The sequence below is a fragment of the Ensifer sp. Root1252 genome, assembly GCF_001425885.1.
GTDB lineage: Bacteria > Pseudomonadota > Alphaproteobacteria > Rhizobiales > Rhizobiaceae > Ensifer > Ensifer canadensis.
The window spans coordinates 1-15,202 of sequence record NZ_LMDT01000010.1 but is presented as its reverse complement, the minus strand read 5'-3'; the positions used below and the strand labels follow the sequence as shown (position 1 = coordinate 15,202).

The 15,202-nt window shown below is 59.6% G+C and carries 11 protein-coding genes and 1 pseudogene; 6 read left to right on the top strand and 6 right to left on the bottom strand.

Annotated features, from left to right (window positions below; genetic code table 11):
• Positions 1-102: 102 nt before the first annotated feature.
• The 3 genes from ASD02_RS11640 (at position 103) to ASD02_RS11630 (ending at position 4,224) form a co-directional block, all read left to right on the top strand.
• On the top strand, positions 103-1,551 hold the full coding sequence (locus tag ASD02_RS11640; protein WP_057209603.1) for a HAMP domain-containing sensor histidine kinase: 1,449 nt from the start codon (positions 103-105) through the stop codon (positions 1,549-1,551).
• Positions 1,548-2,243, top strand: a complete 696-nt coding sequence (locus ASD02_RS11635; RefSeq protein ID WP_057209602.1) for a response regulator transcription factor — start codon at positions 1,548-1,550, stop codon at positions 2,241-2,243. Before ASD02_RS11640 ends, ASD02_RS11635 begins: the two co-directional genes overlap by 4 nt.
• A gap of 889 nt (positions 2,244-3,132) precedes the next feature.
• The gene (locus tag ASD02_RS11630; RefSeq protein ID WP_057209599.1) at positions 3,133-4,224 is read left to right on the top strand and encodes a GSU2403 family nucleotidyltransferase fold protein; all 1,092 of its coding nucleotides are present in this window, start codon (positions 3,133-3,135) and stop codon (positions 4,222-4,224) included.
• A gap of 403 nt (positions 4,225-4,627) precedes the next feature.
• Here the strand turns inward: ASD02_RS11630 and ASD02_RS11625 are convergent.
• From ASD02_RS11625 to lsrA, 5 genes and pseudogenes are all read right to left on the bottom strand, one after another.
• Positions 4,628-5,883: pseudogene (locus tag ASD02_RS11625) on the bottom strand (class II aldolase).
• 72 nt (positions 5,884-5,955) lie between these two features.
• Positions 5,956-6,987, bottom strand: a complete 1,032-nt coding sequence (gene lsrB, locus ASD02_RS11620; protein WP_057209592.1) for an autoinducer 2 ABC transporter substrate-binding protein LsrB — start codon at positions 6,985-6,987, stop codon at positions 5,956-5,958.
• Positions 6,984-8,000 (bottom strand): autoinducer 2 import system permease LsrD, encoded by a 1,017-nt coding sequence (locus ASD02_RS11615; protein WP_057209588.1) that lies wholly within the window; start codon positions 7,998-8,000, stop codon positions 6,984-6,986. Before ASD02_RS11615 ends, lsrB begins: the two co-directional genes overlap by 4 nt.
• Complete coding sequence (gene lsrC / locus ASD02_RS11610; protein ID WP_057213586.1) at positions 7,997-9,028, bottom strand: autoinducer 2 ABC transporter permease LsrC; 1,032 nt, start codon at positions 9,026-9,028, stop codon at positions 7,997-7,999. Before lsrC ends, ASD02_RS11615 begins: the two co-directional genes overlap by 4 nt.
• Positions 9,021-10,523, bottom strand: coding sequence for an autoinducer 2 ABC transporter ATP-binding protein LsrA (lsrA, locus tag ASD02_RS11605; protein ID WP_057220880.1), 1,503 nt, complete (start codon positions 10,521-10,523; stop codon positions 9,021-9,023). Before lsrA ends, lsrC begins: the two co-directional genes overlap by 8 nt.
• A gap of 239 nt (positions 10,524-10,762) precedes the next feature.
• Between lsrA and ASD02_RS11600 the strand changes: the two genes are divergently transcribed.
• From ASD02_RS11600 to ASD02_RS11590, 3 genes are read left to right on the top strand one after another with little or no spacing between them, the layout of a single operon-like run.
• Positions 10,763-11,710, top strand: a complete 948-nt coding sequence (locus tag ASD02_RS11600; protein ID WP_057209575.1) for a sugar-binding transcriptional regulator — start codon at positions 10,763-10,765, stop codon at positions 11,708-11,710.
• 8 nt (positions 11,711-11,718) lie between these two features.
• A complete protein-coding gene (lsrK, locus tag ASD02_RS11595; protein ID WP_057209572.1) occupies positions 11,719-13,281 on the top strand; it encodes an autoinducer-2 kinase in 1,563 nt (520 codons plus the stop codon).
• Between the two features lie 54 nt (positions 13,282-13,335).
• Positions 13,336-13,647 carry an antibiotic biosynthesis monooxygenase gene (locus tag ASD02_RS11590; RefSeq protein ID WP_057209569.1) on the top strand — a complete coding sequence of 104 codons (312 nt, stop codon included), beginning with the start codon at positions 13,336-13,338 and terminating at the stop codon, positions 13,645-13,647.
• A 383-nt stretch (positions 13,648-14,030) separates the two neighbouring features.
• On the opposite strand, the gene ASD02_RS39730 is transcribed toward ASD02_RS11590, so the two are convergent.
• Positions 14,031-15,179 (bottom strand): zinc-binding dehydrogenase, encoded by a 1,149-nt coding sequence (locus ASD02_RS39730; protein WP_244494208.1) that lies wholly within the window; start codon positions 15,177-15,179, stop codon positions 14,031-14,033.
• Between the last annotated feature and the right edge of the window lie 23 nt (positions 15,180-15,202).

Sequence of the window (15,202 nt, the reverse complement as noted above, 5' to 3'; positions counted from 1 at the left end):
CATCACTTGATTGTTCTTGCGCCTGCGCTGGACTCCTGCCAGCTATAGGTTGCATGATCGCGTGACTTGAAGCAGCAGGGGACACCGTACAAATGCTCAAGAATGCTTGACCTCAAGACAGTCCTGGTCGTCAATCTGGCGACTGCCAGCCTGCAGGCGATCGTCTGGATCTTCGTCTGGTTGGCATGGCGTCATCTCTACGAGCTCAAGTTCCTTGCTGCGGGGTTTACCGCCATTGCCATAGGGCTTCTCTTGATGATCTTGAGAGGCGAGCAGCCTGCCGCATGGTCGATCGTGTTGCACAACACTGTAATAAAACTCGGTCTGGTCCTGCTCGCCGAAGGACTGGCGCGCTTCCTTGGCCAACCCCGCTACACCTGGATCGGTATTTCGCTGCTCATTTTTCAGATTGTGGCCTGGAGCATCGCCCTCGCCGTCGATCCGGGCAACATTGCCATCCGCATCCACTCATCGACCCTCTTCACGATCATCATGATGTCATTGATGTCCGTGGCGCTCCTGCATGACCGGACACAGCCTTGGCTTTTGCGATGGATTACCATTGCGGTATTGGCCGAATATATCGCAGCCAGTATAATTCACAGCGCGATCGAGTACTGGAACCCGGCCGTCGCCCAAGACATCACGGTCCTCGACAATCGCAACGCCTGGTACCTGTTGCAGGGCGTTCTGTTTCTGATCGCTCTGTTTGCCTGCCTCCTCTTCATGGTCAGTTCGCGACTATCAGAGGCCCTACGCGAGAAAAACGACGCTTTGTTACGGGAAGTGGTGGAACGCAGGAGCCTTGAAAACCAATTGAATACCAGCCTTGAAACCGAACGCGCGCTTCGTGAGGAGCAGGCGGACTTCATGCGCATTGTTAGTCACGAGTTTCGCACTCCCTTGGCGGTCATCCGTAATGCGGCCGACATGATCGGTCTGGTCGGTGACAGATCGCGTGAAGCAACAAAGGAACGGCTTACCGGGATCGGCGAGGCGCTAGACCGGCTGTTCTCCCTTATTGATCGCTTCATGACGAACGACCGAGACAATGGCTTTCGACCGCAATCGATGCAGATCGGATCTCTGATGACCGACGTGCAGTTCCATTTCGAAATGACCGGGCGCGGGGAACGATTGCATTTCAAAACGTACGGGGAATCAACTTCGGTTTTCGTCGATCCCGATATGCTGGCAACCGTCGTCATCAATCTCATCGACAACGCCTTCAAATATTCGCCCGAGAACCAGTCCATTCATATTGATACCCTGTCGGCAAGTGGCTTCGTCGTTATCCAAGTGTGTGATCGCGGTATCGGTATACCGAAAGCTGAGGCACACAAAATTGGTCGCCGCTTCTTCCGAGCCTCCAACGCCAAGGCCGGAAGCGGGACCGGGCTTGGCCTTTACTCTTCCCGTAAGCTTCTGGCCTATCATAGCGGCACATTGGAGCTGCTACCCCGTGAAGGAGGGGGAACGGCGGCTGTGGCGCGTGTGCCTATCTTGAGCGGAACGACAGAGCCCGCCCTGCAAGAGGAGATAATGGGTTGACCCGCATTTTGATCGTCGAGGACGAACAGCGACTGCGCAGGGATCTGGTTGATTTTCTGGGATTGTGCGGTTTCACGGCCGAAGGAACTGCGACAGCAGAAGGTTTGCGGCAGACACTGGCAAATGATGAGCCGCCCGATGTCATCATCCTCGATGTCGGGTTGCCTGATGGCAATGGTTTCGACCTGGCCAGCGAAATCCGTGAGGCCGGTCGCTGCGGCATCATCATGCTTACAGCTCTTGGCGACGGTGACGACCGCATTCGCGGCTTTGAAAGTGGAGCCGACATTTATCTCGTCAAGCACAGCACCTTGCGGGAGATCGAAGCAGCGATCCGTAGCCTACTGCGGCGAACAGGTGATCAAGGTGATTTAGCGGACGGCGGGGCAGGCAAATGGGCGTTGGACAGCAGAAATTGGACTCTCACTGCGCCCAACCAACGCTCGCTCAAGCTAACGGCAACCGAGTTCGCGCTCGTCAATACGCTTTGCAAACATGACGGTGGCATCTGCAGACGCGAGGAACTGGCGGAGACCCTTGCCCGCCCCAGAACCCATTTTGATAACCGGCATCTGGATGCAGTCGTCAGCCGCCTTCGCCGTAAGATAGGGGAGCAGACCAACCTGCATGTGCCGATAAAAGTGGTCTATGGGGTGGGCTATACGTTCACAGCCCCGACCGTTGTGCAATGAAGATTCTACAAGATTTTGGCCCCATCTGCGGCCCGCATGTTCGCCGAGGCCGCGTCTGGCCTCTCCGCGCCTTGAGGTCGCTGTCGATCGGTGAGGAGGCCAATTGGTAGGAAATGATGTCGACAATGCAATTTGGCGGTCACGCCCTCGAAGTGAGACGTTCCAACCTTTAGTTCGCAACGGCGAGCCTCCTTCATGAGGCGAAGTTGCCGTGGGTCACGGTCGAGCTGCGGACATCCATAGAACATCCCTATTAATTCAGTGATTTAGCGAAAGTTTTGGTGCTCGAAGCATAGACTACGCCTTCACAAGGAACGTCCACCAGGCGGCGTGAGCGGACGACGCTTCGAGGTATTATTGCATCTTTTCGGCTTTTCCGGGCGGTCAACAGGGTGCGCAGCGCGACCGCGAGTATACATTATGCGGCGATCACTCGATCTCGTTTTGGCCACGGGTTATCTCAGTCGCTTGTTGAGCAACGCCTGGGTTGTGCGGTAGACCTCAATGTAAGCAATTACCTACATATAGCATGAGAGAAAGAAAAAACCAAGCCGAGGATACGCCGGAGCCGGTTTACGCTGGCCCTCGATACCGTCGTACAGGGTTAGCAATCCAGCCGCCACATGTGCGATCCCAGGCCGTCCAAAATAGAACAAGACGGGCATAATGCTCGTCTGCCCATGATACCGGCGGCCGCGCTGGGGAGAAGCGATCACCCGAGCGTATGGTCAAGAATGATTGCCGACGTGGCCGGCCCCATGCATTATGCACAGTCTTCGAACCCCGCAGGACGATCCACGCGACACCGTTTCTAACCCATGTTCCCCTCCCGCCTCCTTTCTGTTATGACCATATTTGCATAAATGGTCACAACTCGTAGGAGATGACGTTGAAGAACATCGACCTCATGTACCAGACGATGCTTGCTGAGCTGGCGCAGAGGACTATGGACGCGGCATGGACAGCAGACTTCCCGCCCGAGGGCCGTTTCATCACATCAGAGGTCAAGGGCAAGCGCTACTGGTATTTCGACATGCCGGATGGCTCGGGCGGCAAGAAGCGCCGCTACGTCGGTCCTGCTGACGATGAAGAGATCGCGCAGCGCGTCGAGGACTTCAAACGTGACAAGGACAGTCTGCGGGATCGCAGGCGCATCGTGGCCTCGCTGACCCGGCAAGGAGGCATGATCGCGCCCGACCCCATGTCCGGCGATATCGTCGAGGCGCTCGCAGCCGGAGGCCTGTTTCGGCTCCGCGGCGTCCTCATCGGCACGGTGGCCTTCCAGACCTACAGCGGCATCCTCGGCGTGCGCCTGCCCATGGCGACGATCGTAACTGGCGATGCAGACATCGCTCAAGACTACGCCGTCAGCCGGGAGGTCGAAGACTCCCTCCCCCCGATCCTCGATCTCCTGCGCTCGGTCGATCCCACCTTCCGGCCTGTCCCGCATCGATCGGGATCGGCAGCGTCGAGTGCGTTCCAAACCAAGCGCGGCTACAGGGTGGAGTTCCTGACCTCCAACCGCGGCTCCGACGACTATAGCGATCAGCCGTCAACGATGCCCGCTCTCGGCGGTGCCAGCGCAGACCCGCTGCGCTACTTGGACTTCCTCATCCGAGATCCGATGAGAACGGTGCTGCTGCACAAGAGCGGTATCCCGGTTAATGTTCCGGAGCCGTCTCGGTACGCTGTTCACAAGCTTATCATTGCGACCAAGCGCCGAACGGACGGCCACTTCGTTCTGAAGCGCGACAAAGACCTTAAACAGGCCGAACTCCTCTTTGAAGCTCTCTACGAGACGCGGCGGGCATCCGACTTTGCACTTGCATATGAAGAAGCCGAAGAGCGCGGACCTGCATGGCGCGAGGCTCTGCAGGAGGGTACGGACTTGTTGACGGAGCAAGGCCGAAAGATGCTCTTCCAAGTTCTGCGGCGGGGTAATCAGGAGATCGGCAAGGTACGCCCCGAAGATCGGCAGTGAGGAAGTAGAGGGCGTGTCGTCGCAGGTAATAGGGACTGTCCGTGAGACAACAAGACGAAGTTAAAGACCGGACCCATTATGGAGCATGTTTTTTTTCTAAAACTACCACGCGAATGTCGGGTGGCTTGTCGCTTCTGGACTAGAGTTTGGCAATCCGCCTCGCGAAAACACGTCGCCAGCATGACCAAGGAGTTGGGTGCAACGTACCCAACATAACCGGCAAAAAACTCCGGCCAATATCGAAGAATTCTTCAAGTAAAAAAACAGTTGATGCGCGGCGATGGCATGCGGCATACCCGCAGGTTAGAGACGATCCCCGGTCAAGCAGCCACGCGGAAAACGGCGCCAATTCTTGTGTTGCCATGCGCCGATACAGCCATAATCGCCGCTGCCGTCTTCCGGCTCAGTTTGCCTGAGTGACCTTCAGTTTCGCCTGTTCGAGAACCCAGTACTCCATGGCGAACAACTCGGCCTCTCCAATTGGCGTGAATCGGCCATACGACTCAGCAGCATTGATCGCACGTGTCGCCTGCTCGCAAAGATCTCCGCCGATTTTGGCGGCCTTTACGTTGGTGCCGATGTTAAACATGCCCTCTCCACGCACGACCACGACACGCGGATAGGGATCGAGCATGGTTTTCGGCTCTGCTGAGTGCGCGGCGTGGCGATTGAAGTAAGCGCGGTAGCGCTCCTTGTAACTCTCCAGCGCCTGTTCGATTTCGAGATCACGCGCACCTGCGTCAATGAACATCGGCCAAGGCTTGATGCGAATGACGTGATCGGGCGTTACGGTGCCGCGAAGGGCAATCTCTTCGACATTGCTCTTGCGCACGTGCTGACGTATTGCCTCCGTTGAGCGATAATCCAGCGAAACGCCGGGGGCAAAGGGGACCGTTCGCCAGTCAGCACTGAGGTGAGACGTGTTTGCAGAGCGGCGTCGGGACTCCGGTCGCTCTGTTGCGGACCGGTCAGTTTAATCCCTTTGCTCGCCAGTTCCTCCTCGGCCAATGTTACAAACTCGATCATCAATTCGTACGACGCCCGCGCCGTGCCGGCGAAAGTGAACAGGCCATGATTTTCCAGCCAGAGGCCCTCGCAATCGCGGTGGGCATCAAAGATGCGAGCTCCGTCAATTGATAGGTCAAAACCTGGCATCACATACGGCACGAAGGCTACGCGGCCGCTGTAGAGACGTTCGACGGTATCGCGCATGCCAGGTTGATCCGCTAGCGCCAGGATCGCGGTTGCATGCGTGTGGTCGACGAATTCGTGGGGGATGAAGGCATGCAAAAGCGCCTCGACCGAAGGATTGGGCGCGCTGGCATCCAGCAGATTGGCGCGCAGCAAGGCGACCATATCGGGATCGGAGAGCCTCAGCCCGTCGCGCGCCGCCAGAAGCTCCGGCAATCGCACCGCTGGCAGGCCAGGCGCCTCGATGGTGTCGAGATCCCAACCGCTGCCCTTGATATGCATGAGCGCGCAGCCGTCCTCGCCCGTCACTTTGACCGATGTATTGCCGCCGCCGTGCAGCACAAGGTCCGGATCGCCACCGATGATGCGCGAGGTATAGATGCGTAGCCCCAACGCTTCGCTATGGCCAGCGGACCGGGCGGCCTCCACGTAACGGTTGGCGTCGATGTCGTCCCAGCGGCTTTTCATGATGGGTTTCCATTTTTCATCAAGTGAGAACGGGCGGCCATTCGCAGGCCACCCGGCCTGGTGTTTTCAAGATCAGAAGTCGAAATTGCCGATATTATCCTTGGTGAAGACGGTACGCTCGGGTAGCAGCACGATACCGTTGCCTTCGGCCTCGTAGTCGTAGCCTTGAACCTTGTTGGCCGAGACTTCGACCGTGCCGACGCCTGGGACTTCCAGCTTGTCACCGACCTTCATGGGACCGTTCTTCAAGACGTGGTCCGCGACGAAGACCGAGATCTTGCCTTGCTGGGTCACATCCCAGAGACCGAACCGCTTGATCGTGCCCCGCTCGATGTAGGGCCGCATGACGTTCGGTGTCGAAAACCCGACGATCGTGACGCCATCTGCCCGCTTCAGGTTTTCAGCGGCCTGGGCTGCGGCCGGCAAGGCGTTGGCGTCGGGCGCGATGATCGCGTCGAGATCGGGGTAAGTCTGCAGGATGCTTTCTGCCGTCTGCAGCGACTTCTGCGCATCGTTGTAGCCATATTGCGTGGTGACGATCTCCCAGCCGGGATGCTCCTTGGCGATCTTCGCCTTGGCAGCTTCCGCCCAGGCGTTCTGGTCGGTGACGGTCGGGCTCGAATAGAAGAAGGCAACCTTCGCCTTCTCCTTCTTCACGCCCTCGCCGGCCATGTCGACAAGCAGACCTCCGAGTTGTTCTGGCGTGCCCTGATTGATGTAGTAGCTCCGGCAATCCGGATTGACGTCGCTATCCCAGGTCATCACCAGCACACCGCGCTCCATCGCACGCTTCAGGGCCGGGCAAAGTCCATCCGGCGAAACGGACGAAACGATGATGGCGTTGTAGCCCTGGTTCACATAGTTGTTGATGAACTGCACTTGGCCGGAGACGCTTGGCTCGGTCGGACCGTCGTAGGTGACCTTTGCGCCAACCTCTTCGCCGGCCTTTACCGCTCCGGCCCCACCGCTGGTAAAGAAGCCGACACCGACTAGCTTGGGGATGAAGGCGATCTGGGATTCGGCCTGCGCCGTACCTGATGCAAGCACGGTGCCGGCAAGAAGGCTGGCCGCAAGGGCGGCGGTTTTGACGATTGTGTTGTTCATTTTCTTTCTCCTCCTGAGGTGACAGCCGCCCGGCTCTTCTGTTGCCGGGCAACGGCGACGAAATCGGAAAGCAAAGCGCTTCCGTGGCGCAGTGCGACCGCTATAACCAGCAACCCTCCCGAAAGTGCGCTGGAAATCTGGCTTGAAACACCGCTCGCCTGCAGGCCCTGCTGCAGGTAGCCGATGACGAATGTGGCAATCAGCGTGCCGAGAATGGACCCCTGCCCGCCGTAGATCGACGCACCACCCAGCACGGCCGCCGTCACGGCTGGAAGCAGCGTCGCGGCTCCGAGATCGACGCGCGCAGAGCCGAAATAGGCGGACATCACCAGCCCCGCCACCGCGGCGCAAAGTCCGGTGACGACGTAGGTGACGGTCTGGATGGTGGCCACGGGAATACCGGCGAAACGAGCCGCACTCTCCGATTGGCCAACAAGAAAGACGGCACGGCCGAAGCGCGTGAAATGCAGGAGCACCACGAGCACGAATGCAAGCCCGAGAAATACGGCAAGGGTCGCGGGCAGCCCGAACAGTTGTGCGTAGCCGAACCCATTGAAGGCTTCCGGGAAGTTGCCGATCCCCTCGTAACCGCCAGCCCCGACAAAGCCCGAAGCGACGGTCGCCGTTCCCTGAAACAGATAGAGGCTGCCGAGGGTGACAACGAGAGGCTGGATCTTCGACAGGTGAATAACGCTGGCGTTGAACAGGCCGCAAATCGCGCCGGTCGCAAGCGATATCAGGATCGATAGCGGCAGCGGTACGGCGTAGAAAGTCGCGACTCCGAACACAATTGCTGCAAGGCCGATGGCCGATGCGAAGGAGACGTCGATGCCGCCGGCGATGATCACCAAAGTCAACGGCAAGGCGACGATGCCGATCTGGACGAAATCCGAGGTGCCGTAGATCAGGTTCGCGGGATTGAGAAAGCGCGGATTGATGATGCCGAAGATTGCAAGCTCCGCCACCAGCATGGCGAGCAACGCGGTCTCCCAGCGGAAGATCAACTTTTTCATCGGCTCGTCTCCGCGATCCTGGATGTTGTAGACTTGGTATCGTGGGCGGGCGCACGATCGTGGATGGCGTAGCGGCGGGCACGAATGCGCCGATCGATAAGTTGACGAATGCGGCCATCGAGAAGGAGTACCGAGAGCAGTAGCGCACCGGCGATGAAGTCGTTCCAGTAGGCGGGAATTTTCAGGAAGACGAGTGCGCTGTCGATCGAGGTGATGAAGATCACGGCGGCGACAACGCCTGCGACCGATCCGGTGCCACCGAGAAGGCTGACACCGCCGAGAACGTTGACCGCGATCGCCTTGAGTTCGATGCCGTTGCCCGCCTGGTTGGGAATGAAGCCGATCTGGGCGGCAAAGACGACGCCTGCCAGAGCGGCGCAAGATCCGGCCGCGACGAAGGCGGCAAATTGGACGCGCCGCACCGGCACGCCGAGGTGGTGCGCTGCCGCCTTGTTGTCGCCGACCGAATAGAAGAAGCGGCCGAAACGCGTCTTGCGCACGAAAATCCAGAGCGTGACGATTAGCAGAACGACGACGACTGTCAGCGCTGAGAAACCGAAGCCGAGATTGGTGGAAAGCGCCTTCAGATCCTGCGGCAGGTCCTCGATCCAGCGTCCACCGGTCATGACCAGCATGACGCCGCGATAAAGACCAAGCGTACCAAGGGTGGCGACGATCGACGGTATGCCGAGATAGGCGACCATCAGCCCGTTGAACGCACCTGCCAGCGCGCCGGTGAGCAGACAAAGGGCGATCGAGAGCGGCAGGCAGAGACCCGCATTCAACGTGAGGCCAAGCACTGCGGCACTCAGACCGAGCACCGAGCCGCTCGACACATCGATGTTGCGCGTCAGGATAACGACCATGGTGCCAAGCGAGATCAGCATCAAAACCAGGCTGCTCGACAGCACGGTCGAGACCGTTGCTCCGGAGAGATAGCCCGGCGCCGCTGCGCCGATTGCGGCGTAGGCAAGGGTCAGGATGAAGATGAGCGTGACAACGCGGTTCCGGGCGAAGAGATCAAGCATGGTGAGCCTCCGAGGCGCCGAAGGCCAGTCTGGCGATTGCATCCACGCTGATCGCGTCCGAGAGTTCGCCGCCGTGTCGGCCAAAGGCCATGACCTGAACGCGATCGGCCAATTGCTCGATCTCGTCAAAATCGGAGGATATGAGGACGATGGCGACGCCGTCGCCGGCAAGCGTGCGGATCAGTCCGTAGATGTCGTTGCGGGCGGCAACGTCCACCCCGCGCGTCGGTTCGTCGAGGATCAACACCTTCGGCTTCGCCGATAGGCATTTTGCCATGAGAACCTTCTGTTGGTTGCCCCCGGAAAGGCCACGCGCTGCCTGGCCGGCGCCGGTGCATTTTATGCCCATGCTGTCGCGAAAGCCGTCGAAGATCCGGCGTTCAATTCCCGGCCGCAGGAAAAACGGCAGGCGATGGATAAGATAGGACGAGACATTCCAGTAGAGCGGCGCTTCGAGGAAAAGGCCGTTCTGCTGGCGGTCTTCCGGCAGATAGACGAGGCCGTGATTGATGCACGACCGTGGCTGCCGGTTCTTCAGCTCCTTGCCTTCAAGATGCACGCTCCCGGCGGTTTGTCTGCGCAAGCCGAAAAGTGTCTCGGCAAACTCCGTGCGCCCGGCACCGACGACACCGGCAAGACCGAGGATCTCCCCTGCCCTGGCATCTAGGTCGATGTCGCGAAAGCCCTCTCCCGACAGCCCGCGCACCGTGAGCCTCGGCTGACCGATCTGCGCCACCTTGCGCCCGAGCTTGGCGGGTCCGTTGCCGGCTGCAAGCGGTACACGGCTCATTGCCTCCACGATCTCGGCGTCCGTATGGTCGTCGAGCGGCCCCGAGAGCACGATGACACCGTCCCTAAGCACGCTGATCGCGCTGCAGATTTCTCGGATTTCACGCAGCTTGTGGGAAATGAAGAAAATGCCGACGCCCTGCCCCTGCAGTTTTCGCACACGTTCGAAAAGTGCGCTCGACTCGAAGGGTGTCAGAGCCGAGGTTGGCTCGTCGAGGATGAGGACGCGCGCGTCCCGCACCAGGCCACGCAGAATTTCGACGATCTGCCGTTCGGCGATCTCGAGCGATGCTGCCTGCGCATCGAGATCCACCGCAACGGCAAGCTCGGCAACAAGCGCCTCGACGCGAGGCCGCAGCGAGCGTGGTGACAGCGTCAAGCCCAGACAGATATTTTCCAAAACCGTCTGGTTTGGCAGGATATGCGCTTCCTGCGGCACCAGATAGAGACCGAGGTCTTGGGCGAGAGCCGGCGAGGCATGCATCAACGTCCGGCCGTTGATTTCGATGCGGCCGGAGTTGGCCGGGATAACTCCGGACATAATCTTCATCAGACTGGATTTGCCTGCGCCACTGCCTCCGAGAAGCGCGTGCACTTCTCCGGCTTCGAGCGCCAGCGAGACGCCCTTTAAGACCGGCACCGCACCAAAGGATTTCCAGATGTCCTCTAGAAGGGCGACCTTCCCGGCCGCTTGTTCCTTCACCATTCCCCACCTGTTCAAATGTATTCTGTTATCATCATGTGATCATAATGCCCTACCACCGTCAATATGGTCATCTGTGTCGAACGGAGAAGGAAATGACTACATGAGGACCAGACGCGCAAATAGTCGCGCAATATCAGTCGGTTGCCGATCAATAAATTATTTCGGCACTCAACACCGTTGACGTATCAAATGTTTTTGCAATATTCAAATGATCACAACAACCCAAAGGAATGGGCCGCATGGCTTCGGACAATGGCGAGTGGAGTTACGCGGATGCGGACGAGGAGACCCTCACCCGCATTGCCTGGTATTACTACAATGACGGCTTGACTCAGAACGAGATCGGCGAACGGCTGAACATGTCGCGCATCAAGGTGTCGCGTCTTCTGGAAAGCGGTCGGCGTTCGGGCATTATCCAGGTGCGCATCAATTCGCGCTATCAGGGATGTCTGGCACTCGAACGTCAGATCAAGGAGCGCTACGGATTGCTGGAGGCCTATGTCGTGCCGCAACTGCCCGATCAGGATCCGAGCGACCGTCTGGGCCAGGCGGCCGCCCAGTTCCTCATGCAGCGCCTGCAGCATGGCGACCTCCTGGCGGTTGGCTGGGGCGCCACCGTCAGCAACACGATTCAGCGGCTCGGCCATCTCGCCAATGAACGCGATATCGGCCTTGTCAGCCTCACCGGCGGCGTCGGAACCTATGTAGACGGTATGCGCACCGCCAATTGGGGAAGCAGCGTCCATCTCGTCCCCGCCCCTCTTGTCGTCAGAGACCCGCAGGTTGCAAGCAACCTCTCCTCTGAACCGGCAGTCGCCAACCTGCTCGACATGGCGCTCAACGCATCCTTTCAGCTCGTTGGTATCGGCGAGCTTTCGCCTGCCTCGACGGTCGTGCGCTCCGGTTATGTCACCCCTGATGAAGTGGAGCCGCTGCGCCGCAAGGGCGCAGTCGGAGACATCCTTTGTCAGTTCTACAATGAACAGGGCGAGGTGCTCGATCTGCCGCTGCACGATCGCGTGATCGGGGTGAAGCTCGCGACCCTGTCGCGCGCCGAAAAGGTCGTGGCCGCGGCAGGCGGCCTGCAAAAGGTACAAGCCATCCATTCTGCATTGCGGGGAAAATTCGTCGGTATCCTCATCACCGATGAAACCACCGCAGCCGGCCTGCTCGAGATCAAGGACTGAGCATCACGATGAACGCAAGATATCTCCTGGCCGTCGACGCTGGCACGGGGAGCGGCCGCGCCGTCATCTTCGACCACGACGGCAACCAGCTCGCCAGCGCCCAGCATGAGTGGTGGCACAAGGCTGATCCGCGCTTTGCCGGCTCGATGGATTTCGATGTTACGGGCAACTGGACACTTTTGGCGCGGGCGATCCGCCGCGTCATTGCTGATGCGGGGATCCGGGCAGCCGATATTGCGGCCGTCAGTGCCACCAGCATGCGCGAAGCCATTGTCGCCTATGATCGCGACGGTCGCGAAATCTGGGCTTGCGCGAATGTCGACAGCCGCGCCAACAACGAGGTTCGCGACCTGAAGCAGGACTTTCCGCAGCTTGAGGCGGAACTCTATGCCCAATCCGGCCAAACCTTTGCGCTGGGCGCCCTGCCCCGTCTACTCTGGCTGAAGCGCAACCTTCCCGACGTCTACGATCGTGTTCATCGCGTCAGCATGCTTTCGGACTGGGTGCTCGCCCGGCTTTCAGGCGTGATCGCGAGCGATCCCTCGAACGCTGGCACGACCGGTCTTTATAGCTTGGCGGCGCGCAACTGGCTTCCGGATGCCATGTCCAAGGTCGGTATGCGTGACGATATCTTCCCGCCGAGTGCCGAGCCGGGCACTGTGATCGGCCGCGTTACTTCGCAGGCATCGCAAGAAACCGGTCTTGCCGCCGGCACGCCGGTCGTCATGGGTGGCGGTGACTGCCAGATCGGCGCCGCCGGTCTCGGGATCGTCAACGAAGGTGACTGCGCGGTGCTTGGTGGCACCTTCTGGCAGCAGGTGGTCAATGTGGCGCCGTCTGTTACGGATCCGTCGATGGATTTGCGTATCAACCCCCACGTCGTCACGGGTCTCAACCAGGCCGAGGCAATCAGCTTCTTCGTCGGCATCGTGATGCGGTGGTTCCGCGACAGCTTCGGCGCTGAGGAAATCATAACCGTCGGCCCCGGCGGCGACGCCTATCGCTTGCTGGAGCAGAAGGCGGCCCTTGTTCCTCCAGGTGCGTACGGCATCATCCCGGTGTTCTCGGACGTGATGCACTATGGAAAATGGTATCACGCGGCCCCGTCACTGCTGAACCTCTCCATCGATCCGGAAAAATCCGGCAAGGCGGCAATCTTTCGCGCTCTGCAGGAAAACGCCGCCATTGTTGCGGCCCGCAACCTTGCCGCCATTTTCAAACTTTCCGGCAAAATACCTGACAAGATCGTCTTTGCGGCCGGCGCCTCCAAGTCCGCCCATTGGTCACAAATCCTCTCCGATGCAACCGGCTTGCCGGTGGTAACACCCGTCGTCAAGGAGGCGACTGCTCTCGGCTGTGCCGCGTCGGCGGCAATCGGCGTTGGATTCCACCGCAATTTCGTCGAGGCCGCCGAAAGCTGGGTTCGTTGGGACCGACACTTCGAACCCAATCTCGAACACAAGGCGATCTACGACAATGCCGGCGAGCGTTGGGCCCGAGCCTACGCTCTTCAACGTCAACTGGTCGATGAAGGCGTCACCACCGCCATGTGGAAGGCTCCCGGTCTCTAAACCCTTTCTTCGCACGCACCAGCGTGCCGCTCTAACTTTACCAAGGAAAACGACATGCTCATTCAGATGGTCAGCATCAAGGTCCAGGAAGGCCATGCGGCCGAATTTCTCCAAGCCTTTCGCATCAACTACGAGGGCACACGCCGCGAGCCCGGCAATCTGCGCTTCGATGTTTTGCGCGATCCGCAGGACGAAAACACGTTCCTGATCTATGAAGTCTTTCAATCGGCCGAGGCTCTGGAGGACCATCGCAAGACTGAGCACTACAAAGAGTGCGTCCGCATGATTGACCCAATTCTTGCTGGTCCACGGACCAAGGTCTACTACAACGCCGAGATGGCAGACTTTCTTGAGAAGACGGCTTAGAATTTAGCTTCTGGAAAAACTGCGGCGATGCAAACTTCGCGCTTGGTCGAAATTGCGCCCACGCTGCAGCCGTGTGAATTTTTCCGTCCCAGGCGAAGAGGCCGGTGTCTCAAACTTAGGTGGAGCCACACCGGCCTGCTCTCATCCTGAGTGCAACCCGAGCAGGGCACCGCTTTGATGCTCCCTCAGGGGAAGCCACCATCGCTGCAACCGCCGCGTTCCGTCGATACATTCTGCGATTTTGTTACGCGATTTTGTTGCGGCGACCACAAATGCGGTCGCTGCTTGCCGAGCGGGAACTCGGCATAGGACAGGTGGAGGGCTGCCCTATTCCCTGAGGGGTTTATGGAATTCCGACCGGTCGACCGTGATCCTTCATTGGACTAAAATAGAACCACGCTGCGGATGCTCTCGCCGGAGTGCATCAGCTCGAAGCCCTTGTTGATGTCTTCGAGGGCCAAGGTGTGGGTGATCATCGGATCGATCTCGATCTTGCCTTCCATGTACCAGTCGACAATCTTCGGCACGTCGGTGCGGCCGCGSGCGCCGCCAAAGGCGGTGCCCATCCAGCTGCGGCCGGTGACGAGCTGGAACGGRCGGGTGGAGATYTCCTGGCCGGCACCGGCAACGCCGATGACCACCGACTTGCCCCAGCCGCGATGCGAGGCTTCGAGCGCCTGGCGCATCACCTTGGTGTTGCCGGTGCAATCGAAGGTATATCGGCGCCGCCGATCTGGTCGGCCCCGCGCTTCGTCATGTTGACGAGGTAAGGCACGATGGCCGGCACCGGCAACGCCGATGACCACCGACTTGCCCCAGCCGCGATGCGAGGCTTCGAGCGCCTGGCGCATCACCTTGGTGTTGCCGGTGCAATCGAAGGTATAATCGGCGCCGCCGATCTGGTCGGCCCCGCGCTTCGTCATGTTGACGAGGTAAGGCACGATGTCGTCGCCAACCTCCTTCGGATTGACGAAGTGGGTCATGCCAAAGCGTTCGCCCCAGGCCTTCTTGTCGTTGTTGAGATCGACGCCGATGATCATGTCGGCGCCGGCAAGCCKSAGGCCCTGGATGACATTGAGGCCGATGCCGCCGAGGCCGAAGACGATCGCGGTCGCACCCATCTCGACCTTGGCCGTGTTGATCACCGCGCCGATGCCGGTGGTGACGCCACAGCCGATGTAGCAGATCTTGTCGAACGGCGCGTCGGGATTGACCTTGGCCAGCGCGATCTCCGGCAGCACGGTGTAATTGGCAAAGGTGGAGCAGCCCATATAGTGATGGATCTTGTCCTTGCCGATCGAAAAGCGCGAGGTGCCATCCGGCATCAGGCCCTGGCCCTGGGTCGAGCGGATCGCCGTGCACAGGTTGGTCTTGCGCGACAGGCACGACGGGCAGGAGCGGCATTCCGGCGTATAGAGCGGGATGACATGGTCGCCCTTCTTGACCGAGGTCACGCCCGGGCCGACATCAACGACGACGCCGGCACCCTCATGGCCGAGGATCGCCGGGAACAGAGACGCCGGCACCCTCATGGCCGAGGATCGCCGGGAACAGA